We start from the raw sequence: 25742 nt of genomic DNA, 5'->3' as shown, positions 1-25742 counted from the left end.
CGGCACCGGCCGCAGATACCCATCGAGCACATACGTACGGGTGTTGTCCAACGGCCGCCCGATCGGCAGCACCGCAGGTATCCCCTCACCCTGTCCGGTCACGCACTGCGTGGCACACAACGTGATCTCCGTCGGACCGTACAAATGCCGCACCACCACACCCGGACACGCCTCCAACACCTTCGCCACCGACCCCGCCGGCACCACATCCCCACCCGTCAGCACCTCACGCAACCCGCCAAAACACCCCGGATCCTCATCCGCCAACACCCGCAACAACCCCGCCGTCACATGCACATGACTCAACTCATGCACAGCAACCAACGACCGAATCGCCTCACCGTCGAGGTCACCGGCCGGAGCCAGCACCACCGTCCCACCACGCCCCAACGTCACCCACAACTCAAACACCGACGCATCAAACGCATACGGCGCATACCCCAACACCCGCCCCAGCTCCGTCCAGCACCCATCCGAGACCAGCGCCACCACATCCCGCTGAGACACCACCACACCCTTCGGCGCCCCCGTCGACCCCGACGTATACATCACATACGCCGCCACATCCGCAGACACCGGCACCGGCACCGGCACCGGCAGCACCCCCGCACCCACCACACCCGGATCATCCACACACACCACCGGCACACCCAACTCCGGCCCCACGCCGGAAGCCGCCACCACACACACCGGCCCCGCATCCGCCACCATGAACGCCACCCGCTCCCCCGGATACGACGGATCAACCGGCAGATACGCAGCACCCGCCTTCCACACCCCCAACAACGCCACCACCAAGTCAACAGACCGCTCCAACATCACCGCGACCACGGACTCAGGCCCCACCCCACGAGACACCAGCACCCCAGCGAACCTCGACGCCCGCTCATCCAACTCAGCGAACGACACCTCCTCATCCCCACACACCACCGCCACCCCACCCGGATCCACAGCCACCCGCCCCGCGAACAACACCGGCCAGGTCACATCAGGAACAGCCACCCCCGTGTCGTTCCAACCCACCACCACCCGACCACGCTCCACCTCCGACAACACCTCAACCCCACCCACCCGCACCAACGGATCCGCCACCAACGCCGACAACACCCGTACGTACCGCTGGGCGAGCTTCTCGACACTCTCCGGATCGAACAGGTCCGCCGACCCTGTTACCGACCCCCGCACTCCCAGCGGACGGCCGTCATCGTCGTAGACCTCGCCCAAGTTCACTTCGATGTCGAACTTGGCCGCGGCCAGACCGGCGGCCATCGGCGCCACCGTGAGGCCGGGCATTTCCAGCTGTGCTCGGCCGAGATTCTGAACGGTGAGCATGACCTGGAACAGCGGGTGCCGGGACATCGAACGATCCGGAGCCAGCGACTCCACCAACCGCTCGAACGGCACATCCTGATGCTCCAGAGCCGCCAGACCCGCCTCCCGCACCCGACCCAGCAACTCCGCGAACGTCGGATCACCCGACACATCAGTACGCAACACCAACGTGTTCACGAAGAACCCGACCAGATCATCCAACGCCTGATCCGTCCGCCCCGCCACCGCCGTACCCACCGGAACGTCCTCACCCGCACCCAACCTCGACAACAACACCGCCAACGCCGCCTGCACCACCATGAACACCGTCACACCCTGCTCACGCGCCAACACCACCAGCCGAGCATGCACCTCCGCAGGCACATCCACCGCCACCACATGCCCCCGATGCGACGCCACCACCGGACGCGCCCGATCCACCGGCAGCACAAGCTCCTGCGGAGCCCCCGCCAACGCCTCCCGCCAGTACGCCACCTGCCCAGCCAGGACGCTCTCCGGATCCTCCTCACCACCCAGCAACTCCCGCTGCCACAACGTGTAGTCCGCGTACTGCACCGGCAACGACGACCACCCCGGCTCGTGTCCCGCACATCGAGCCGCGTACGCCCGGGAGATGTCACAGGCCAACGGCCCCATCGACCAACCGTCACCCGCCACGTGATGCAACACCACCACCAACACACCCGCATCCGCACCGGTCTCGATCAACAGAGCCCGCAACGGAACCTCGACCGCCAGGTCGAACCCATAACCGACCTCAGCCGCCACCAGACCCGCAACCTCACCCTCGCCGGCCCGCACGACGCGCAGCACCTCACCCACCTCACCAGGCGCCACCACACACTGGAACGGCTCACCCCCATCAACAGGAAACACCGTACGCAACACCTCATGCCGCCCCACCACATCGGACAACGCCCGCCCCAAGGCCACAACGTCGACCCGACCACCCAGCCGCAGTACCACCGGCATGTTGTACGTCGGACTCGGCCCCTCCAACTGCGCCAGGAACCACAACCGCCGCTGCGCGAACGACAACGGCACCCGCTCAGGCCGCTCCCGAGGCGCCAACCCCACCCGCGCCGGACCCGCACCAGTGACCCGCGCCACCAACTCCCCCGGCGTCGGCGACTCGAACAGCGCGCGGACACCCAGCTCGACGCCGAACACCGACCGCACCCGCGAGACCAAGCGGGCAGCCAAGAGTGAATGCCCGCCCAGCTCGAAGAAGTTGCCGTCCGCACTGACGTGATCCACACCGAGTACGTCGGCGAACGCCCCGCACATGAGCTCCTCGGCCACCGTGGCAGGACCCCGCCCACCATCGGCCGCCGCATATTCCGGCGCCGGCAACGCGGCCCGGTCCACCTTCCCGTTCACCGTCAACGGCAGTGTCTCCAGGACCACGACCGCGGCGGGCACCATGTACTCCGGCAGCCGCTCAGCCGCGAAGGCGCGCAGTTCACCGGGCAGGTCGACGACGCTGGTGCCGTGCTCCGGCACGACGTAGGCCACCAGGCGCAGGGTCTCGGGGATGTCCTCCCGGACGACGACGGTGACCCGGGCGGCCCAGGGGCAGGCGGCCAGCACGGCCTCGACCTCACCCGGTTCGACGCGGAAGCCCCGTAGCTTCACCTGGTCGTCCGCCCGCCCGGCGAAGGTGAGCCGGCCGTCGGCGGTCCAGCGTCCCAGGTCCCCCGTCCGGTACATCCGCTCGCCCGGACCGCTGTACGGGCACGCCACGAACCGCTCCGCCGTGAGCGCGAACCGGCCCTGGTATCCGCGCGCCAGTTGTGCCCCGGCCACATACACCTCTCCCACCACTCCCGGCGGCACCGGCCGCAACGAAGCGTCGAGGAGGTACATCCGGGTGTTGGCCAGGGGCCGGCCGATCGGCGGGAGGCCGGGCCGAGCCGGATCCACCGGTGTGGTGGTGACCATGACCGTTGCCTCGGTCGGTCCGTAGGTGTTGACCAGTTCCCTGCCGTCCGACCACTCCCGGGCCAGCTCCCCGGTGAGCAGTTCCCCGCCCACCAGGACCCGCCTCAGCCCGTCCAGGGCTCGCGCGTCCAGGGCGGACAGCAGTGACGGGACGACGCTCGCCACGGCCACCTTAGACCGGTTCACCAGTTCGGCGAGGAGTCGAGGGTCGGCCCGCTCCGCCGCGGTCGCCACTACCAGCCGCCCACCCGATGCCAGCGCCACCGCCAGGTCCAGCACCGATCCGTCGAAACCGAACGACGCGAACTGCAGCATGCCCACACCCGGGCCGGCCCCGGCCACCGGGCCGAGGCCCGCCACCAGGTTCACCAGACTGCGCTGGCTCACCACCACGGCCTTCGGCAGTCCCGAAGAGCCGGATGTGTACATCACGTACGCCGCGTTGGCCCCCTGTGCGACCTGCGGGGGCTTCATCCGCGCGGTGTCCCTGTCCATCGCGCCGGTCACCGGCAGGTCGTCCAGACACACCACCGGCACGCCCGGTTCCGTGGGCAGCACATCGGTGCGCGCGGTCCCGGTCACCACGCACGCCACTGCCGCATCCGTCAGCATGAACGCCACCCGCTCGGCCGGCAGGCCCGGCTCGGCGAACAGATAGGCGCCCCCCGCCTTCCACACGCCCAGCACGGACACCACCACGTCCACCGAGCGGTCCATCACCACCGCCACCACCGACTCAGGGCCAACGCCCAGCCCCGTCAGGACCTCAGCCAGCCGTGCGGCCCGTTCGTCCAGTTCGGCGTATGTCAGCTCCGCCGCCCCGCACACCACTGCCACCGCATCCGGCGCGGCCGCCACCCGCTCCGCGAACAGCTCCGGCCATGTGACGTCCGCGACCGGCACCGCCGTGTCGTTCCAGTCCGCCACCATCAGCGCCCGGCTGGACGAGGAGAGAACCTCGACCTCACGCAGCGGAGTCTCAGGGGCGTCCTCCAGGGCCCCGACGAGTTCCGCGATCACGGTGTGCAGCGCGTCCAGCACCGTTCGCGGCTCCCCCGGCGCCACCGCTTCCGCGGTCAGCCGGAAGTCCGAGCCGCTGTCGTCGACCGCCACAGCGAGGGGGTAGTTGGTGCGCTCCTGCACGAACAGCACGCCCAAGCCCGGGTTCTCGCTGTCGGGCACGCGAGGGGCGTTGCCCGGCCGTCGGTTGTGACGGTAGTTGAAGAGCGAGGTGAACAGGGGGCCGGGCGCGGGGACACCGCTGGCTTTCTGGGCCAACGTCAGGGGCGCGTGCTCGTGGGCCAGCAGACTGGCCAGCTGGGCCTGCATGGCCTTGACCGCGCCCGCCGCGTCCAGGGCCGAGACGTCCAACCGTACCGGCAGCGTGTTCATGAAGGGCCCGGGGATGCGGTCCGCGCCCGTCCCCGAGTTCATACGGCCCAGCAGCACCGTCCCGAACACCACGTCCGTACGGCCGGACAGGCTGGCCAGCGCCCTTGCCCACGCCACGTGGAACAGCGTCGCGGGGCTCACCCCGAGTCGACGCGCCTGCCCCCGCACCCTCCGCGCGAGGGCGTCCTCGACCATCAGGTGCTCCTGCTCCGCTCCGGTCCCGTCGCCCCGGACGTCGGACAGGCCGAACGGCAGCGTCGGCTCCGTGACATCGGCGAGCAGCCCGGTGAAGTACTCCTCGTGCTCCTGACGCGAGACCCCGAGGCGGGCCTGGGCCACGAAGTCACGGAACGGCAGCGGCGCCGGCAGGTCGTCACCGCGTCCGGCCATGAACGCGGCGACCTCACCCATCACCACCTCCAGTGCCGTGTGGTCCTGGAGCAGGTGATGCACCTGCACCAGCACCAGCCACCGGTCACTGCCCGGCTCCGCCGCCACATGCACCCGCAGCAACGGCGCCCGACGGACGTCCATCCACGAACCCGCCGCCGTCAGCAGTTCGGCCGCAGCGTCCCCGTCACCCGGCAGAACCACCTCCGTCACCGGCAGGACGGCACGGCGGCACACCACCTGCACCGGCTCGGGCAGCCCCTCCCACACGACCCCGGTCCGGTAGATGTCGTGCCGGTCCATCACGTGCTGCAACGCCGACAGCAGACCGTCCACTCGCAGGCGAGTGTCCAGGGCCATGGCGAAGGAGAAGAGATACGGATCCGCGTCGCCCGATGCCGTGAGCAGGTGATGGAAGAAGATCCCTTCCTGCAGCGGGGCGAGCGGATACATGTCCGCCACGTTCGCCGCCCCACCCTCCACCGCCGCGCAGACCGACTCCACCTGCGCCGGGGTCAGGTCCAGCAACGGCAGCATCTCGGGGGTGATGTGCCGCGCCCCGTCCGGGATCCCGTTCGGCGGCACCTCTGTCACCGGAGCGCCGCTCGAAGCGGCCACCCCCGCCGGGGTGGGCGTCGCGAACAGTGTCCGTACCGAAACGCCCAGTCCCCGCTCACGCAGCCGCTGCACCAGCGACACCACCAGCAGGGAGTGGCCGCCGAGTTCGAAGAAGTTGTCCTCGGCCCCGACCCGCTCCAGGCCCAGCACCTCGGCGAACGCCTGGCACACGATCTCCTCGGCCACGGTCGCCGGTCCACGCGTGCCCTCGCCGGCCGTGGACTGCGGCGCCGGCAGCGCGGTTCGGTCCACCTTCCCGTTCACCGTCAACGGCATTTCGCTGAGTACCACCACAGTGGACGGCACCATGTAGCCCGGCAGTCGCTCGCCCGCGTGCGCCCGCAACTCCACCGCCAGAGCGGCGTCATCACCGTCGGCCGCCGACACCACGTAGGCGACGAGCCGCTGGTCACCGGGTGTGTCCTCACGAGCGATCACGACAACGTGAACGACCCCCGGATACGCCAGCAACACGGCCTCGACCTCCGCCGGCTCGATCCGGAACCCCCTAACCTTCACCTGATCATCCGCCCGCCCGGCGAAGACCAACTGACCATCAGCCGTCCACCGCGCCAGATCCCCCGTCCGATACATCCGCCCACCCGGAGCCCCGAACGGACACGCCACAAACCGCTCCGCCGTCAACCCCCGACGACCCCGATACCCCCGCGCCAACTGCACCCCAGCCACATACAACTCACCCACCACACCCGGCGCCACCGGCCGCAACCACCCGTCCAACACAAACACCGACACCCCAGGAACCGGACGACCCACCGGAACCGACTCCGACACCACCTCCCCCACACCCACCTCGAACACACAACACCCCACCACCGCCTCCGTCGGCCCATACTCATTGACAACAACCGTCCCCGGCGCCCGATCCAGCCACGACCTCACCACCCCACCACCCAAAGCCTCCCCACCCACAACCACCCGAGCCCCCAACCCCGCCAACCTCCCAGCCGACACCTGCTCCCCAAGCAACGGAAGATGAGCCGGAACCACCTTCACCAACGAAAACCCCCCACCCTCCTCCAACAAACCCGCCAGACCCTCCACACCACCACGCCCACCGAACACCACCGCCGCCCCCGACACCAACGGCAACAACACACTCGTCAACGTCAGATCAAAACCGAACGACGAATGCACCGGCACCCGACCACCCACACCCACCCCATACCGCTCAACCGCCCACCCCACATAACCCGCCACACCCCCATGAGAAACCTCAACACCCTTCGGCACCCCCGTCGAACCCGACGTATACATCACATACGCCAAATCATCACCACCCACCTCCACCCCCACAGCCACCGCAACCTCCGAAGCCACCGCAACCTCCGGATCATCCGCACACACCACACCCACCCCAGCCGGCAACAACCCCACCAACCCAGCCAACGACTCCCCATCACCCACCACCACACCCACACCACTGTCCACCACCATGAACACCAACCGCTCCACCGGAACCCCCGGATCCAACGGCACCCACGCCGCCCCCACCCGCCACACCGCCAACAAACCCACCACCAACCCCACACCCAACTCCCCACACAACCCCACCACCGACCCCACACCCACACCCCGACCCACCAACACACCAGCCAACCGAGACACCCGCTCATCCAACTCCCCAAACGTCACCTCCCCCTCCCCACACACCACCGCCAACCCACCCGGATCCACAGCCACCCGCCCCGCAAACAACACCGGCACCACAACACCCGAACCCACAACACCCACCCCACTCCACTCCACCAACACCCGCTCCCGCTCACCCCCCGACAACACATCCACCTCATGCACCCGCACACCCGGATCCACAGCCACCGCCCCCAACACCCGCACCAAACGACCAGCAACCCCCTCCACCGACGCCACATCAAACACATCCGCCGCACCCGTGACCACCCCTCGCAGCCCTGCGGGGCGGCCGTCCCGGAAAACCTCGCCCAGGGTGATCTCAAGGTCGAACTTCGCCGACTCCTGTTGGGTGGAAAGCACCCTGACGGCCAGGCCGGGCAGCTTCAGAGCGGCGCCGGCATTGTTCTGCACGGTGAGCATGACCTGGAACAACGGGTGCCGGGCCAAGGACCGGTCCGGGGCGAGGATTTCGACCAGGCGCTCGAAGGGGAGGTCCTGGTGGTCGAGCGCCTGCAGGCTGTCTTCGCGTACCCGGGCCAGCAGGTCCTCGAAGGAAGGGTCGCCGGACAGATCGGTCCGCAGGACAAGGGTGTTGACGAAGAACCCGACAAGGTCGTCCAGGGCCTGGTCCGTCCGGCCCGCCACCGCCGTACCGATCGGGATGTCCTCACCCGCGCCCAGCCGGGACAACACCACCGCCAGCGCCGCCTGCACCACCATGAACATGCTGGCACCGCTGGTACGGCAGATCGCCACCAGCCGTTCGTGGATGTCTGCTGGGATGTCAAGTGTCGTCGCGTGGCCTCGGTGCGAGGGCACCGGTGGGCGCGGGCGGTCCGTAGGGAGTGTGAGTTCCTGGGGTGCCCCGGCCAGCATCTGCCGCCAGTACGACACCTGGCGGGTCAGCAGGCTCTGCGGATCGTCCTCGTCACCGAGCAGCTCCCGCTGCCAGAGGGCGTAGTCGGCGTACTGCACCGGCAGCGGTTCCCAGCCCGGCTCACGCCCCGCACGCCGCGCCGCGTACGCCTGGGAGAGATCACGGGCCAGCGGACCCATCGACCAGCCGTCCCCCGCGATGTGATGCAGCACCAGCACCAGCACATACACGTCCGGACCGGTCTCGACCAGCAGGGCCCGCAACGGGATCTCCGCCGCCAAGTCGAACCGGTGCCGGGTCTCGGCGGCCACCAGATCCGCCGCCTCCGCCTCCGTGGCAGCCACGGCGGTGCGCAGTACCTGCCCCGCGTCGCTCAGCGACAGCACCCGCTGGTACGGCTCTCCGTCACGGGCCGGGAAGACGGTGCGGAGCACCTCGTGCCGAGCGATGACGTCCGTCAGTGCCCTGCCCAGCGCCTCGGTGTCGATCTGCCCTGACAGACCTACTGCCACCGGCAGGTTGTAGGTCGCACTCGGCCCGTCCAGCTGCGCCAGGAACCACAACCGGCGCTGGGCGAACGACAGCGGAATCATTCGGCTTCCCTCTCTTTCCGCATGGGGCGCAATGCCGGCCGGACGGGTTTCCGTTCACTTCCCAGCCGGGCCGCCAAGGCCGCCGGACTGGGCGCCTCGTACAGTGTTCGGACCCCCACCTCGACGCCGAGGGCGGCCCGGACCTGGGACACGAGGCGAGTGGCCAGCAGGGAGTGACCACCAAGGTCGAAGAAGTCGTCGTCCGCCCCGACCCGCTCCAGGCCCAGCACCTCCGCGAACGCCTCGCACAGCAGGCGCTCCTCAGGAGTGGCCGGCTCCCGCCCGGCACCCGCGGCCGCCCGTCGCGGCTCAGGAAGGGCGGCACGGTCGAGCTTGCCGTTGACGGTCAACGGCAGCTCCGGCAAGGACACGAACACAGCGGGGACCATGTAGCCGGGCAACCGCCCCGCGGCGTAGGCCCGCAGGTCGGCGAACAGCTCCTCCTCTGCCTCGTGGGACGCGTTCCCGTCTCCGTCGCCGGGGACGACATAGGCGACCAGTCGGTGGCCGCCGGGCAGGTCGTCGCGGGTCGTCACCACGGCCTGGGCGACATCGGGATGAGCGGTCAGGACGGCCTCGACCTCACCCGGCTCGATCCGGAAACCGCGAACCTTCACCTGTCCGTCCGCACGCCCCACGAAGACGACCTGACCGTCGGCCGTCCAGCGGACCAGGTCCCCCGTCCGGTACATCCGCTCGCCAGGACTTCCGAACGGACAGGCCACGAAGCGCTCCGCCGTCAACCCCGTACGGCCGTGGTAGCCGCGGGCCAGCCCCACCCCCGCGATGTACAACTCCCCGACCGCGCCTGGTGGCACCGGCTGCAACCACCCATCCAGCACGAACACCCGCATGTTCCAGATCGGCGTTCCGATCGGAACGGCTCCTGACTCGCCCGTCCACGCCCCAGCCGTACATTCGACCGAGGCCTCCGTCGGCCCGTAGAAGTTGTACAACTCGGCACCGCACACCCGGGCGAACCGCTCGGCCGACGCGCCCGACAGTGCCTCACCCGAGCACACCACCCGCCGTAAGGTTCCCCATGCGGCGGGATCGCCGCCTTCCACAAAGGCGTCCAGCATCGAGGGCACGAAGTGAGCCGTCGTGACCCCTTCCGCGCGGATCAGCTCGGACAGGTACGCCGGGTCGCCATGCCCCCCGGGGCGCGCCAACACCAGTCGAGCACCCGACAGTAGTGGTGAGAACAGTTCCCACACCGACACGTCGAAGCTCACCGACGTCTTCTGCAACACCACATCATCCGCACCCAACCCGAACCGGTCCTGCATCCACAACAACCGGTTCACAATCCCCGCATGCGACACCACCACACCCTTCGGCACCCCCGTCGACCCCGACGTATACATCACATACGCCGCCCCACCAGAACCACCAGAACACACCCGCCCCACCACCGGCACACCAACACCCCCACCACCCTCACCACCCTCCACACCGGAAGCCGTCACCACACATACCGGCCCCGCATCCGCCACCATGAACGCAACCCGCTCCCGCGGATACGAAGGATCAATCGGCAGATACGCAGCACCCGCCTTCAACACCCCCAGCAACGCCACCACCAAATCAACCGACCGTTCCAACATCACCCCCACCACGGACTCGGGCCCCACCCCACGCTCCACCAGCACCCCCGCCAACCGCGACGCCCGCTCATCCAACTCCGCAAACGTCACCCGCTCCTCACCACACACCACCGCCACCACACCCGGAGACCGCACCACCTGCGCCTCGAACAACTCCGCCAACGTCACCCCCGGCACCACCACACCCGTCTCGTTCCACCCCTCCACCACCCGCTCACGCACCTCACCGGGCAATATTCCAACCTCACCCAACGGCGTCCCGGCCGCCCCCTCCAACACCGCCACCAAACCCTCAACCGCCACCTCCAACAACCCACACACCAACTCCGGATCACCCGGAGCAACAGCATCCACACTCAACCCGAACCCCAACCCGGCATCATCCACGGACACCGTCACCGGATAGTTGGTCCTGTCCGAGCTGAACAGCATCTGCATAGGGCGCTGCCCGCCCCCACCCTTTTTGTCGGCCGCTACCTCGTGACCGGACGTCCCGGCGGCCCGGCGGGGGCGGTCGCTGTGCCGGTAGTTGAGCAGGGAAGTGAAGAGGGGTGCCTGCGGTGGGACGCTGCTGGCCTTCTGGGCCAGTGCAAGGGGTGCGTGTTCGTGGGCCAGGAGGCCGGCCAGCTGGGACTGCATGGCCTTGACCGCGCCGGCCGCGTCCAGGGCCGAGACGTCCAACCGTACCGGCAGAGTGTTCATGAACGGCCCCGGAACCCGCTCCGCGCCCGCACCCGCGTTCATGCGGCCCAGCAGCACCGTCCCGAACACCACGTCCGTACGGCCGGACAGACTCGCCAGCACCCGCGCCCACGCCACGTGGAACAACGTCGCCGGACTCACCCCGAGCCGACGCGCCGATTCCCGCAACCGCCGCGCCACGCCGTCGTCCACGGCCAGTCGTGCCCGCCGCACACCGGAACCATCACCATGGGCGTCCAACAGGCCGAACGGCAGCGTCGGTTCCGTGACATCACCCAGAAGACCGGTGAAGTACTCCTCGTGCTTCTCCCGGGGAACCCCGAGGCGGGCCTGGGCCACGAAGTCACGGAACGGCAGCGGCGCCGGCAGGTCGTCACCGCGTCCGGCCATGAACGCGGCGACCTCACCCATCACCACCTCCAGTGCCGTGTGGTCCTGGAGCAGGTGATGCACCTGCACCAACGCCAGCCATCGGTCGCCGCCCGGCTCCGCCGCCACATGCACCCGCAGCAACGGCGCCAGCCGCAGATCCATCCACGAGCCGGCCGCGTCGAGCAGGTGCGCGGCTGCTTCCTGCCCGCGCACACCCTCCGGCACCGTTGTTTCCGTGACGGGGACGACCGCACGGCGCCACACCACCTGCACCGGCTCAGGCAGCCCCTCCCACACAAGGGCTGTCCGGTGAATGTCGTGCCGGTCCACCACCCGCTGGAGTGCCGTCACGAAGGCGTCCAACCGCTCGCGACCGTCAAAGGCCAGCACCGTCGGGGTCAGATACACATCCGCCTCGCCGGGCCTGGCAAGAAGGTGGTGGAAGAAGATGCCTTCCTGCAGCGGGGCGAGCGGATAGACGTCCGCCACGTTTCCGGCGCCGCCTGTCACCGCCTCACAGATCAAGCCGATCTGTGAACGCGTGAGCTCCACCAACGGCAGCATCTCCGGTCGGATCACCTGGGTGTCCTGGGGGATCCTGTTCGGCGGCACTTCCACGTCCGCGACGGCTCCGGCCACGGCCAGGGCCGCCGGAGTCGGTGCCTCGAACAGGGTCCGGACCGACACCCCGAACCCCCGGTCCCGCAGCAGCTGCAGCAATGACACCGCCAGCAGGGAGTGGCCGCCGAGTTCGAAGAAGTTGTCCTCGGCCCCGACCCGCTCCAGGCCCAGCACCTCGGCGAACGCCTGGCACACGATCTCCTCGGCCACGGTCGCCGGTCCACGCGTGCCCTCGCCGGCCGTGGACTGCGGCGCCGGCAGCGCGGTTCGGTCCACCTTCCCGTTCACCGTCAACGGCACCGCGTCCAGCATCACGACCGCCGACGGCACCATGTACTCCGGCAACCGCTGCCCGGCAAAGGCACGCAGTTCCGCGGGCAGGGGGCGATCCGCCGTAGCGGTGTCTGCGCTTTCGGGCACCACGTAGGCGACGAGCCGCTGGTCACCGGGTGTGTCCTCACGAGCGATCACGACAACGTGAACGACCCCCGGATACGCCAGCAACACGGCCTCGACCTCCGCCGGCTCGATCCGGAACCCCCTAACCTTCACCTGATCATCCGCCCGCCCGGCGAAGACCAACTGACCATCAGCCGTCCACCGCGCCAGATCCCCCGTCCGATACATCCGCCCACCCGGAGCCCCGAACGGACACGCCACAAACCGCTCCGCCGTCAACCCCCGACGACCCCGATACCCCCGCGCCAACTGCACCCCAGCCACATACAACTCACCCACCACACCCGGCGCCACCGGCCGCAACCACCCGTCCAACACAAACACCGACACCCCAGGAACCGGACGACCCACCGGAACCGACTCCGACACCACCTCCCCCACACCCACCTCGAACACACAACACCCCACCACCGCCTCCGTCGGCCCATACTCATTGACAACAACCGTCCCCGGCGCCCGATCCAGCCACGACCTCACCACCCCACCACCCAAAGCCTCCCCACCCACAACCACCCGAGCCCCCAACCCCGCCAACCTCCCAGCCGACACCTGCTCCCCAAGCAACGGAAGATGAGCCGGAACCACCTTCACCAACGAAAACCCCCCACCCTCCTCCAACAAACCCGCCAGACCCTCCACACCACCACGCCCACCGAACACCACCGCCGCCCCCGACACCAACGGCAACAACACACTCGTCAACGTCAGATCAAAACCGAACGACGAATGCACCGGCACCCGACCACCCACACCCACCCCATACCGCTCAACCGCCCACCCCACATAACCCGCCACACCCCCATGAGAAACCTCAACACCCTTCGGCACCCCCGTCGAACCCGACGTATACATCACATACGCCAAATCATCACCACCCACCTCCACCCCCACAGCCACCGCAACCTCCGAAGCCACCGCAACCTCCGGATCATCCGCACACACCACACCCACCCCAGCCGGCAACAACCCCACCAACCCAGCCAACGACTCCCCATCACCCACCACCACACCCACACCACTGTCCACCACCATGAACACCAACCGCTCCACCGGAACCCCCGGATCCAACGGCACCCACGCCGCCCCCACCCGCCACACCGCCAACAAACCCACCACCAACCCCACACCCAACTCCCCACACAACCCCACCACCGACCCCACACCCACACCCCGACCCACCAACACACCAGCCAACCGAGACACCCGCTCATCCAACTCCCCAAACGTCACCTCCCCCTCCCCACACACCACCGCCACCCCACCCGGATCCACAGCCACCCGCCCCGCAAACAACACCGGCACCACAACACCCGAACCCACAACACCCACCCCACTCCACTCCACCAACACCCGCTCCCGCTCACCCCCCGACAACACATCCACCTCATGCACCCGCACACCCGGATCCACAGCCACCGCCCCCAACACCCGCACCAAACGACCAGCAACCCCCTCCACCGACGCCACATCAAACACATCCGCCGCACCCGTGATCGACCCGGACAACCCGTTGGCCCGACCGCCCCCGCCCGGGGCCTCGCCCAAGGTGACATCCAGGTCGAACTTGGCCGGCATCTCACCGGCCGCCATCGGCCTCACCTGTACGCCGGGCAGGTGCAGAGCCGCCGTGGCGTTGTTCTGCCAGGTGAACATGGTCTGGAACAGCGGATGCCTGGCCAGGGAGCGGCCCGGCGCCAGCAGCTCCACCAGCCGCTCGAACGGCACGTCCTGGTGTTCCAGGGCGGCCAGGCTGGATTCCCGTACCCGTGTGAGCACGTCGGTGAAGGAAGGGTCGCCGGACAGATCGGTCCGCAGGACAAGGGTGTTGACGAAGAACCCGACAAGGTCGTCCAAGGCCTGGTCCGTCCGGCCCGCCACCGCCGTACCGATCGGGATGTCCTCACCCGCGCCCAGCCGGAACAACACCACCGCCAGCGCCGCCTGCACCACCATGAACAGCGTGACACCCTGCTCACGCGCCAACGCGACCAGCCGCGCATGCACCTCGGCAGGAACATCGAGAGCCACCGTGTGACCCCGGTGCGACGCCACCACCGGACGCGGCCGGTCCGTGGGCAGCACGAGCTCCTCCGGAGCCCCCGCCAGCGTCTCCCGCCAGTAACCGACCTGGCCCGCCAGCACGCTGTCCGGGTCCTCTTCCGCACCCAGCAGCTCCCGCTGCCACAGGGTGTAGTCGGCGTACTGCACCGGCAGCGGTTCCCAGCCCGGCTCACGCCCCGCGCACCGCGCCGCATACGCCTGGGAGAGATCACGGGCCAGCGGACCCATCGACCAGCCGTCCCCCGCGATGTGATGCAGCACCAGCACCAGCACATACACGTCCGGACCGGTCTCGACCAGCAGAGCCCGCAACGGGATCTCCGCCGCCAGCTCAAATGCGCGTCCCGTCTCGGCCGCCACCAGATCCGCCACCTGCTCCTCTGCGGCCTGTGCGACCTGCAGCACCTCACCCACCTCAGCAGGCGTCAGCACCTGCTGGAACGGCTCTCCGTCCACGACGGGGAACACCGTGCGCAACACCTCGTGGCGGGCGACCAGGTCCGACAGCGCCGCTCCCAGCGCATCGACGTCGACTCGCCCGCTCAGGCGCAACGCCGCCCGGATGTGGTAAGTCGGGCTCGCCCCCTCCAGCTGCGCCAGGAACCACAACCGGCGCTGGGCGAACGACAACGGCACCCGTTCAGGCCGCTCCCACGGCGCCAAGCCCACCCAGGCGGGAGCGGTGGCGTTGATCCGCGCCGCCAGAGCGGCCGGCGTCGGCTCCTCGAACAACATCCGGACACCTGCGTCGACCCCGAAAACGGTCCGGACCCGGGACACCAGCCTCGTCGCCAGCAGCGAATGGCCACCCAGTTCGAAGAAGTCGTCCTCCACCCCCACCTGTTCCAGGCCCAGGACGTCGGCGAAGAGGTGGCAGAGGATCTCCTCGTCGGCGGTGGCGGGCCTGCGGCTGCTCCCTGTCGAGCTGTACTCCGGCGCGGGCAGGGCGGCCCGGTCCACCTTCCCGTTCGCGGTGATCGGCAGCTCGTCGAGCACCACGACGGCTGACGGCACCATGTACTCCGGCAGGAGCCGCCCCATGAAGGTGACGGGATCCGCGGGCAGGTGGGATTCCGCCGCGGAGCCGTCTCCGGCTTCGGGCACCACATGGTCGGGAACCACATAGGCAGTGAGGCGTTTGTCCCCAGGAGTGTCCTCCCGCACGACGACCACCGCCTGGGCGATGCCCGGGCAGCCGGACAGCACAGCCTCGACCTCACCCGGTTCGACGCGGAACCCGCGGATCTTCACCTGCTCGTCGGCCCGTCCGGCAAAGACCAGCTGGCCGTCGGCCGTCCAGCGCGCCAGATCCCCGGTCCGGTACATGCGCTCGCCGGGCGCGCCGAACGGGCAGGCGACAAAACGCTCGGCCGTCAGCCCCGGCCGACCGTGGTAACCCCGCGCCAGGCCCGCCCCCGCCAGGTACAGCTCACCCACCACCCCACGCGGCACCGGCCGCAGGCCACCGTCGAGAAGACAGACACGGGTGTTGTCCATCGGCCGGCCGAGCGGCGGCGTCTCCGGAACCGCCGGGCCGCCCTCGACGGCGTACTGGGTCACACAGAACGTCGTCTCCGTCGGCCCGTACACGGGCCGTACCGTCAGTCCCGGACAGGCCTCAAGCACCGCCGTCATCGTCTGCGACGGAACCACATCGCCTCCGGTGAGCACCTCCCGCAGGCCGCTGAAGCACTCAGGGTCCTCCTGTGCCAGGACCCTCAGCAGTCCGGCCGGCACCCAGGCATGGCTGAGCCCATGCGCACCGACCAGCGCTCGGACCAGCCCGCCGTCCAGTTCGCCCGCCGGAGCCAGCACGACCGTGCCGCCCCGCGCCAAGGTCACCCACAACTCGAAGACCGACGCGTCGAACGCGTACGGCGCATGGCCGAGGACCCGTGTCGGCACCGACTCCTCCCAGCACCGGTCCATCGCCCGTGCCACCACGTCCCGCTGGGAGACCACCACGCCCTTCGGCCGCCCCGTCGATCCCGACGTGTACATCACGTACGCCGCGGCGTCGGGCCGGCCCGGCCCCGCCACCGCCGCCGGCCCAGCCACCACCGCTGGTTCCGCCACCCCTGCTGGTCCGGCCGTCACCGCCTGCTCGGCCACGCCCGGGTCGTCGACACACACCACAGGCACATCCAGTGCCCGCGGCAGTATCCCGGCGAGCCCCCTGGTGGTCACCGCACACACCGGCCCGCCGTCGGCCAGCATGAGCCCGACCCGCTCGGTGGGATACGACGGATCGACGGGCAGATAGGCGCCTTCTGCCTTCCACACCGCCAGCAACGCCACCACCAGGTCGAGCGACCGCTCCAGCATCACCGCGACCACCGACTCCGCGCCCACCCCGTGCGCGGCCAGTACACCTGCCAGGCGGGCCGCTCGCGCGTCCAGCTCGGCGTACGTCAAGCGGTCGTCCCCTTGGACCACCGCCACGGCATCGGGGCTGCTGGTCACCCACTGGTCGATCAGCTGGGGCAGCGTCGTGTCGACGGTCTCGGTGGCCGTGTCGTTCCAGCCCGCCAGGAGGTGCGCACGCTCGGCATCGGGCAGGACCTCGATCCTGGACAAGGGCCTTTCGGGTGCGGCCTCCAGGGCGGCAACCAGATTCTCAAGAGCGGTGTGCAGCGACGCGCACACCGGCCCCGGGTCCACCTGAGCGATCACGTCGACCGTCAGCTCGAAGCCGGTTCCCAGGTCGTCCACCGCGAGCACCAGCGGGTAGTTGGTTCGGTCCTGGACGAACAGGAGCGCGGTACCGTCCGTGCGGGCCCGCCTCTCGTCGGCGCTGACCGCCGCCCTGCGGCTGTGACGGTAGTTGAAGAGCGAGGTGAACAGCGGAGCGGAAGGTGCGACGCCGCTGGCCTGCTGCGCGAGTGACAGGGGAGCGTGCTCGTGCACCAGCAGGCCGGCGAGCTGGGACCGCATCGCCTTCACCGCGTCCAGCGCGCTCAGGTTCGCGACGTCCATCCGTACCGGCAAGGTGTTCATGAAGGGACCGGGTATCCGCTCCGCACCCCGCCCCGCGTTCATGCGGCCCAGCAGCACCGTCCCGAACACCACGTCCGTACGCCCGGACAGACTCGCCAGCACCCGCGCCCACGCCACGTGGAACAACGTCGCCGGACTCGTCCCCAGCTCTCGCGCCCGCTCCCGCACCCGCTCCGCCAGACCGTCGTCCACGGCCAGCCGTCCCTGCTCCAGATCGGTGCCATCGCCGCGGGTGTCGGTGAGACCGAACGGCAACGTCGCCTCGGTGACGTCCCCCAGGAGGGCCGCGAAGTACTCCTCGTGCTCCTGACGGGACACACCCAGCCGGGCCTGCGCCACGAAGTCACGGAACGGCAGTGGAGCCGGCAGTTCGTCGCCGCGTCCGGCCAGGAACGCGGCGACCTCGCCCAGGACCACGTCCGCCGCCGTGTGGTCCTGCAGCAGGTGATGCACCTGCAGCAGCGCCAGCCACCGCCCACTTCCGGGCTCCGCCGCCACGTGCACCCGCAGCAACGGCGCCCGCCGCAGATCCATCCACGCCCCGGCCACAGCCAGCAACCGGGCCACCGGATCAGCCTCGTTGGCCGGCAGCGTCACCTCCGTCACCGGTACGACCGCACGACGCCGCACCACCTGCACCGGCTCCGGCAACCCCTCCCACACCAACGCCGTCCGGTAGATGTCATGCCGGTCGACCACCCACTGCAACGCCCCGAGGAACTTGTCCAATCGTGCGCGGGAGTCGAACGCCATCACCATCGGCACGAGATACACGTCGGGGGTACCGGGCTCGGCGAGCAGGTGGTGGAAGAAGATGCCCTCCTGCAACGGCGCCAGCGGATACACGTCCGCCACGTTCGCCGCCCCACCCTCCACCGCCGCACACACCAACTCCACCTGCGCGGGCGACAGATCAACGAGCGGGAGCATCTCCGGCGCGATCGCCTCCGCACCCTCCGGGATGCCGTTCGCCGGCACCTCCACCTCGGCACCCGCCCCGGCCACCGCCAACGCCGCCGGAGTGGGCGACTCGAACAACACCCGCACCGACACCCCCACCCCCCGCTCACGCAACCGCTGCACCAACGACACCGCCAACAGCGAATGCCCACCCAACTCGAAGAAGTTGTCCTCCACCCCCACCCGCTCAAGGCGCAGGACCTCCGCGAACGCCTCGCAGACGATCTCCTCAGCCACCGTGACAGGACCCCGTCCACCAGCGGCCGCCCCGTACTCCGGTGCGGGCAAGGCGGCCCGGTCCACCTTGCCGTTCACCGTCAGCGGCAGCTCGTCCAGCACCACCACCGCCGACGGCACCATGTACTCCGGCAACCGCCCGGCAGCGAACACCCGCAGGGCGCCACCTGCCACACCATCGCCGTCGGCCACCACATAGGCGACCAGCCGGCCATCGCCGGGAGCGTCCGCACGTGCGACGGCCACTGCCCGGGTGACCGTGGGATGTGCGGCCAGAACAGCCTCGACCTCGCCCGGCTCAACTCGGAAACCCCGGACCTTCACCTGCTGGTCCGTGCGCCCCACGAAGACGAGCTCACCGTCCGCGGTCCAGCGCGCCAGGTCACCGGTGCGGTACATCCGCTCGCCAGGAGCCCCGAACGGACAGGCCACAAAACGCTCGGCCGTCAGCGCCACCTGTCCCACGTACCCACGGGCCAGACCGACGCCCGCCACATACAACTCCCCCGCCACTCCTTGCGGAACGGGCTGCAGGAACCGGTCGAGAACGTGGACACGGGTGTTGTCGATGGGGCGGCCGATAGGGACACTCGGCCCTTCCCGCCCAGGCCCTGACCGCCGGAAGGTGGTGTCGATGGTGGTCTCGGTCAGCCCGTACAGATTGTGCAACCCCGCGCCCAGCAGATCTGTCACCCGCTCGTGCAGGTCACCCCGCAGTACCTCACCACCGCTGAACACCATCCGCAGGCTGCCGCAGCCGGCCGCCCCCGGTTCGGCAGCGAAGGCCGCCAGCAGCGAGGGGACAAACTGTGCGACCGTGACCCGTTCGCGCTGGATCAGCCGTGCCAGGTACGCCGGATCGCGATGCCCCTGGGGTGCGGCGACCACGAGCACCGCACCGGCTGTCAGTGGCCACCACACTTCCCACACCGAGGCGTCGAACCCGAACGGCGTCTTGTGCAGCACCCGGTCTCCCGGTTCCAGACCGAACTCCCGCTGCATCCACGCCATATGGTTGGCCAGCGCTCCGTGTGTGACCACCACACCCTTCGGCCGCCCGGTGGACCCCGACGTGTACATCACATAAGCAGCGCTCCCGCCGTACGGCACCGGGCGCTCCGCCCCGTCCGGGTCACCGCCCGCGCCCCGCTGGGACCACTCCGGCGCATCCACGGTCAGTACCGGGACGGCTGCCCCTTCCGGAAGGGCACCGGCCAGATCACTCGTGGTCAGCACACATGCCGGGCAGGCAGCAGAGAGCATGAACGCCACCCGGTCACGGGGATGGCCGGGATCCACTGGGAGGTAGGCGGCACCGGCCTTCCATATAGCCAGCAGCGCCACCGCCAGGTCTACCGACCGCTCCAACACCACCGCCACGACCGCTTCCCGGCCCACGCCACGACCGGTCAGCTCCCGCGCCAGCCTGCTCGCCCGTTCGTCCAGCTCCGCATACGTGATCTGCTCATCCCCACACACCACGGCCGGCGCGTGAGGAGTACGGACCACCCACTCCTCGACCAGTTCGAGCACCGTGCCGTTCACTGGTTTGGTGGCGGTGTCGTTCCAGCCGTTCACCATCTGCTCGCGCTGGGCGCTCGGCAGAATTCCGACCTCGTGCACCGGGCTGTCCGGCGCCTCCTTCAGCGCCGTGATCAACCCTTCAAGAGCAGTGTGCAACGAAGCACAGACCACGTCCGGATCTCCCGGAGCAACCACATCAGCGGTCAGAACGAAGCTCGTGCCGTTGTCGTCCACGGCCACAGCGAGCGGATAGTTCGTGAGCTCCTGGTTGTGGACCAACTCGACACCCGCCAGGCCGTGTCGCACACGGTCAGCCGGCCGGTCACCGGACCGACGGCTCCGGCGGTAGTTGAAGAGAGCGGTGAACAGCGGGGCAGGGGCGGGGACGTTTCCGGCCTTCTGGGCGAGTGACAGGGGGGCGTGCTCGTGCATCAGCAGGTCCGCCAGTTGCGTACGCATCGCCTTCACGGCGCCCAGCGCACTCAGGGTCGCGACGTCCACTCGTACCGGCAGGGTGTTCATGAACGGCCCCGGCACCCGCTCGGCATCCTCCCCCGCGTTCATCCGGCCCAGCAGCACCGTCCCGAACACCACATCCGTACGCCCGGACAGGCTCGCCAACACACGGGCCCACGCCACATGGAACAACGTCGCCGGACTCACCCCGAGCCGACGCGCCTGCTCCCGCACCCGCTCCGCCAGGCCGTCGTCCACCGACTGCCGGATCCGCCGCACCCCGGTGCCGTCGCCGCGGGCGTCCGCCAGTCCGAACGGCAGCGTCGGTTCCGTGACATCGCCGAGCAGGCCGGCGAAGAACTCCTCATGCTCCGCACGCGACACGCCCAGCCGGGCCTGGGCCACGAAGTCACGGAACGGCACCGGCGCCGGCAGTTCGTCACCGCATCCTGACATGAACGCGGCGACCTCACCGAGGACCACTTCCAACGCGGTGTGGTCCTGGAGCAGGTGATGCACCTGCACCAACGCCAGCCACCTGTCACTTCCCGGCTCCGCCGCCACATGCACCCGCACCAACGGCGCCGACCGCAGATCCATCCACGCACCGGCCGCCGCCAGCAGTTCCACCACGGGATCGGCCCCGCTCGTCGGCAGCGTCACCTCGGTCACCGGTACGACCGCACGACGCCGCACCACCTGCACCGGCTCCGGCAACCCCTCCCACACCAACGCCGTCCGGTAGATGTCATGCCGGTCCACGACCCGCTGCAACGCCGACAGGAACCCGTCCAGCCGCTCACGACCGTCGAACGCAAGCGTCATCGGCACGAGATACACGTCTGCGTCGCCAGGCTCGGCGAGCAGATGATGGAAGAAGATGCCCTCCTGCAGCGGGGCCAGCGGATACACGTCCGCCACGTTCGCCGCGCCGCCCTCCACCGCCGCACACACCAACTCCACCTGCTCAGGCGACAGATCCACCAACGGCAGCATCTCCGGCGCGATCACCTCCGCACCCTCCGGGATCCCGTTCGCCGGCACCTCCGCACCCTCCGGGATCCCGTTCGCCGGCACCTCCACCACACCACCGACACCGTCACCGGCCATCGCCAACGCAGCCGGCGTAGGCGCCTCGAACAACGCCCGCACCGACACCCCCACCCCCCGCTCACGCAACCGCTGCACCAACGACACCGCCAACAGCGAATGCCCACCCAACTCGAAGAAGTTGTCCTCGGCGCCGACCCGCTCCAGGCCCAGCACCTCAGCAAACACCTGACAGACGATCTCTTCCGAGACTGTGACAGGGCCCCGACCGCTACCAGCCGAGCCGTACTCCGGTGCCGGCAACGCGGCCCGGTCCACCTTCCCGTTCACCGTCAACGGCAGCTCATCCACGATCACCACCACCGACGGCACCATGTACTCCGGCAGCCGCCCGGCAACAAACCCCCGCAGCACCTCCCCCACCACACCATCGCCCGCGGACACCACATACCCGACGAGGCGCTTGTCACCAGTGCTGTCCTCACAGACAACGACCACGGCCTGAGCCACGCCGGAATGAGCCGCCAGCACCGCCTCGACCTCCGCAGGCTCGACCCGGAACCCCCGGACCTTCACCTGCTCGTCCGCCCGCCCCACAAAGACGAGCTCACCGCCCGCGGTCCAACGGACCAGATCCCCCGTCCGGTACATCCGCTCACCCGGCCCACCGAACGGACACGCCACAAAACGCTCCGCCGTCAGGGCCGACTGGGCCTGATAACCACGGGCCAGACCAGCCCCCGCCACATACAACTCCCCCGCAACCCCGGCGGCACCGGCCGCAGATACCCATCGAGCACATACGTACGGGTATTGTCCAACGGCCGCCCGATCGGCAGCACCGCCGACACCGCCCGGGCATCCGCCGCCACACATTGCGTGGCACACAACGTGATCTCCGTCGGACCGTACAAATGCCGCACCACCACACCCGGACACGCCTCCAACACCTTCGCCACCGACCCCGCCGGCACCACATCCCCACCCGTCAACACCTCACGCAACCCGCCAAAACACCCCGGATCCTCATCCGCCAACACCCGCAACAACCCCGCCGTCACATGCACATGACTCACCCCATGCACAGCAACCAACGACCGAATCGCCTCACCGTCGAGGTCACCGGCCGGAGCCAGCACCACCGTCCCACCACGCCCCAACGTCACCCACAACTCAAACACCGACGCATCAAACGCATACGGCGCATACCCCAACACCCGCCCCAGCTCCGTCCAGCACCCATCCGAGACCAGCGCCACCACATCCCGCTGAGACACCACCACACCCTTCGGCACCCCCGTCGACCCCGACGTATACATCACATACGCCGCCACATCCGCAGACACCGGCACCGGCACCGGCAGCACCCCCGCACCCACCACACCCGGATCATCCACACACACCACCGGCACACCCAACTCCCGCCCCACGCCGGAAGCCGCCACCACACACACCGGCCCCGCATCCGCCACCATGAAAGCAACCCGCTCCCCCGGATACGACGGATCGACCGGCAGATACGCAGCACCCGCCTTCCACACCCCCAACAACGCCACCACCAAGTCAACAGACCGCTCCAACATCACCCCCACCACGGACTCAGGCCCCACCCCACGAGACACCAGCACCCCAGCGAACCGCGACGCCCGCTCATCCAACTCTGCGAACGACACCTCCTCATCCCCACACACCACCGCCACCCCACCCGGATCCACAGCCACCCGCCCCGCGAACAACACCGGCCAGGTCACATCAGGAACAGCCACCCCCGTGTCGTTCCAACCCACCACCACCCGACCACGCTCCACCTCCGACAACACCTCAACCCCACCCACCCGCACCAACGGATCCGCCGCCACCACCGACAACACCCGCACCAACCGCTCAGCAAACAACCCCACCGAATCCACATCAAACAGATCCGCCGACCCGATCACCGACCCCCGCAACCCCACCGGCCGACCCACACCATCAGTCACCTCACTCAACGTCACTTCCAGGTCGAACCGGGAAGGCAACCCCTGCGTCGCGGTTCCATCGGCGTTGAGCATGCCTTCAGCACGCAGGCCTGGCAGTTTCATGGTGGCCTGGCCCAGGTGCTGCACGCTGAGCATGACCTGGAACAGCGGATGGCGAGACAGTGACCGGTCCGGGGCCAGCGACTCCACGAGCCGCTCGAACGGCACATCCTGATGCTCAAGGGCAGCGAGGCTGGTCTCGCGCACCCGCTGCAGAAGATCGAGGAAGGTCGGGTCACCCGACAGATCGGCTCGGAGCACCAGCGTGTTGACGAAAAAGCCAACCAGATCGTGCAGTGCGGGATCGGTCCGGCCGGCCACCGCCGTACCGATCGGGATGTCCTCACCCGCGCCCAACCGCGACAGCAGCACCGCCAACGCGGCCTGTACCACCATGAACAACGTGACACCCTGCTCACGCGCCAACGCAGCAAGCTGGGCATGCACATCGGCAGGCACATCGAGAGCCACCGTGTGGCCCCGGTGCGACGCCATCACCGGACGCGGCCGGTCCACCGGAAGGGCGAGCTCCTGTGGTGCCCCGGCCAGCGCTTTCCGCCAGTACGCCACCTGCCGGGCCAGGACGCTGCCAGGGTCCTCGGCGCTGCCCAGCAGCTCCCGCTGCCAGAGGGTGTAGTCCGCGTACTGGACCGGCAGCTGCTGCCACCCCGGCTCGTGTCCTGCACATCGCGCCGCGTACGCCCGGGAGATGTCACGGGCCAAGGGCCCCATCGACCAACCGTCACCCGCGACGTGATGCAACACCACCACCAGCACATGCACATCCGGACCGGTCTCGACAAGCAGAGCCCGCAACGGGATCTCGGCCGCGAGGTCGAATCCATGCCCGACCTCAGCCGCCACCAGACCCGCGGCCTCATCCTCGGTCGCACGCGTGACCCGCAGCACCTCACCCACCTCGCCAGGCGCCAGCACGTGCTGGAACGGCTCCCCGTCGCGGGCGGGCAGCACGGTGCGCAGTACCTCGTGCCGGACAGCGACATCACTGAGCGCCGTCCGCAGCGCCGCGACGTCCAGCTCTCCATCCAGACGCAGCACCACAGGCAAGTTGTAGATCGGGCTCGGCCCCTCCAACTGCGCCAGGAACCACAACCGCCGCTGTGCGAACGACAGAGGGATCATCGGCTTTCACCTTCCCTGCGCATGGGCCGTAGGACAGGTCGCTCAGGTTTCCGCTCAGTTCTCAGTCGTGTCGCCAGGGCCGCCGGAGTCGGTGCCTCGAACAGGGCTCGCACTCCTACCTCGATCCCGAGGCGCAGCTGGATCTGGGAGACGAGCCGGACGGCCAGGAGTGAATGTCCGCCCAGGTCGAAGAAGCTGTCGTCCGCGCCGACGTGTTCCAGGCCGAATACGTCGGTGAAGATCTCACAGAGGATGCGCTCATCCTCTGTGGAGGGTTCCCGGCTGACCCGGGCGGACTGGGGGCCGGGGGCCGGCAGGGCTGACCGGTCAAGTTTTCCGTTCGCAGTCAGGGGCAGCTCGTTCAGCACCACTACGGCTGACGGCACCATGTATTCCGGCAACCGCCGACCGGCGAACACCCGCAGTTCGGTGGGCAGGTTCGTATCCGACCCGCCAGGGTTGCCGTCCGGGGTGACGTAGGCGACGAGGCGTTGGTCGCCCGTCGCATCGGTACGAGCGACGACCACGGCCTGGGCGACGTCGGGATGAGCGGTCAGGACGGCCTCGACCTCACCCGGCTCGATCCGGAACCCACGCACCTTCACCTGACCATCCGCACGCCCCACAAACGCCAACTCACCATCAACAGTCCACCGAACCAGATCCCCCGTCCGATACATCCGCTCACCCACCCCACCGAACGGACACGCCACAAACCGCTCCGCCGTCAACCCCG

General features: G+C 69.1%; 4 protein-coding genes (2 of these 4 cut by a window edge). All 4 read right to left on the bottom strand.

Features of this window, described 5'->3' with window-relative positions; all coding sequences use genetic code 11:
* Tightly spaced (each overlapping or abutting the next), the 4 genes in view from OHB00_RS44885 to OHB00_RS44870 form a layout consistent with a single transcriptional unit that may run on beyond the window.
* Window positions 1-8799, bottom strand: partial view of a non-ribosomal peptide synthase/polyketide synthase gene (locus OHB00_RS44885; protein ID WP_406443876.1) — the 5' portion only. Its footprint begins 14289 nt before the window's first position; 8799 of the gene's 23088 nt are visible here — the first part of the coding sequence; it begins with the start codon at window positions 8797-8799; the stop codon falls past the left edge of the window.
* On the bottom strand, window positions 8796-22592 hold the full coding sequence (locus OHB00_RS44880) for an amino acid adenylation domain-containing protein (protein WP_406443874.1): 13797 nt from the start codon (window positions 22590-22592) through the stop codon (window positions 8796-8798). The genes OHB00_RS44885 and OHB00_RS44880 overlap by 4 nt, the downstream gene beginning before the upstream one ends.
* Window positions 22544-25006 (bottom strand): non-ribosomal peptide synthetase, encoded by a 2463-nt coding sequence (locus tag OHB00_RS44875; protein WP_406443872.1) that lies wholly within the window; start codon window positions 25004-25006, stop codon window positions 22544-22546. The genes OHB00_RS44880 and OHB00_RS44875 overlap by 49 nt, the downstream gene beginning before the upstream one ends.
* Window positions 25003-25742, bottom strand: the final stretch of a protein-coding gene (locus tag OHB00_RS44870; protein ID WP_406443870.1) for a non-ribosomal peptide synthase/polyketide synthase. The gene runs 34561 nt beyond the window's last position; 740 of the gene's 35301 nt are visible here — the last part of the coding sequence; the start codon falls outside the window, past its right edge — the gene reads right to left on this strand; it ends in the stop codon at window positions 25003-25005. Before OHB00_RS44870 ends, OHB00_RS44875 begins: the two co-directional genes overlap by 4 nt.

Origin of the sequence: Streptomyces sp. NBC_00631, assembly GCF_045206895.1 — a bacterium.
Classification (GTDB): Bacteria; Actinomycetota; Actinomycetes; order Streptomycetales; family Streptomycetaceae; genus Streptomyces.
Note: the sequence above shows the minus strand (reverse complement) of the source record. Positions and strands in the feature narration are given on the sequence as shown.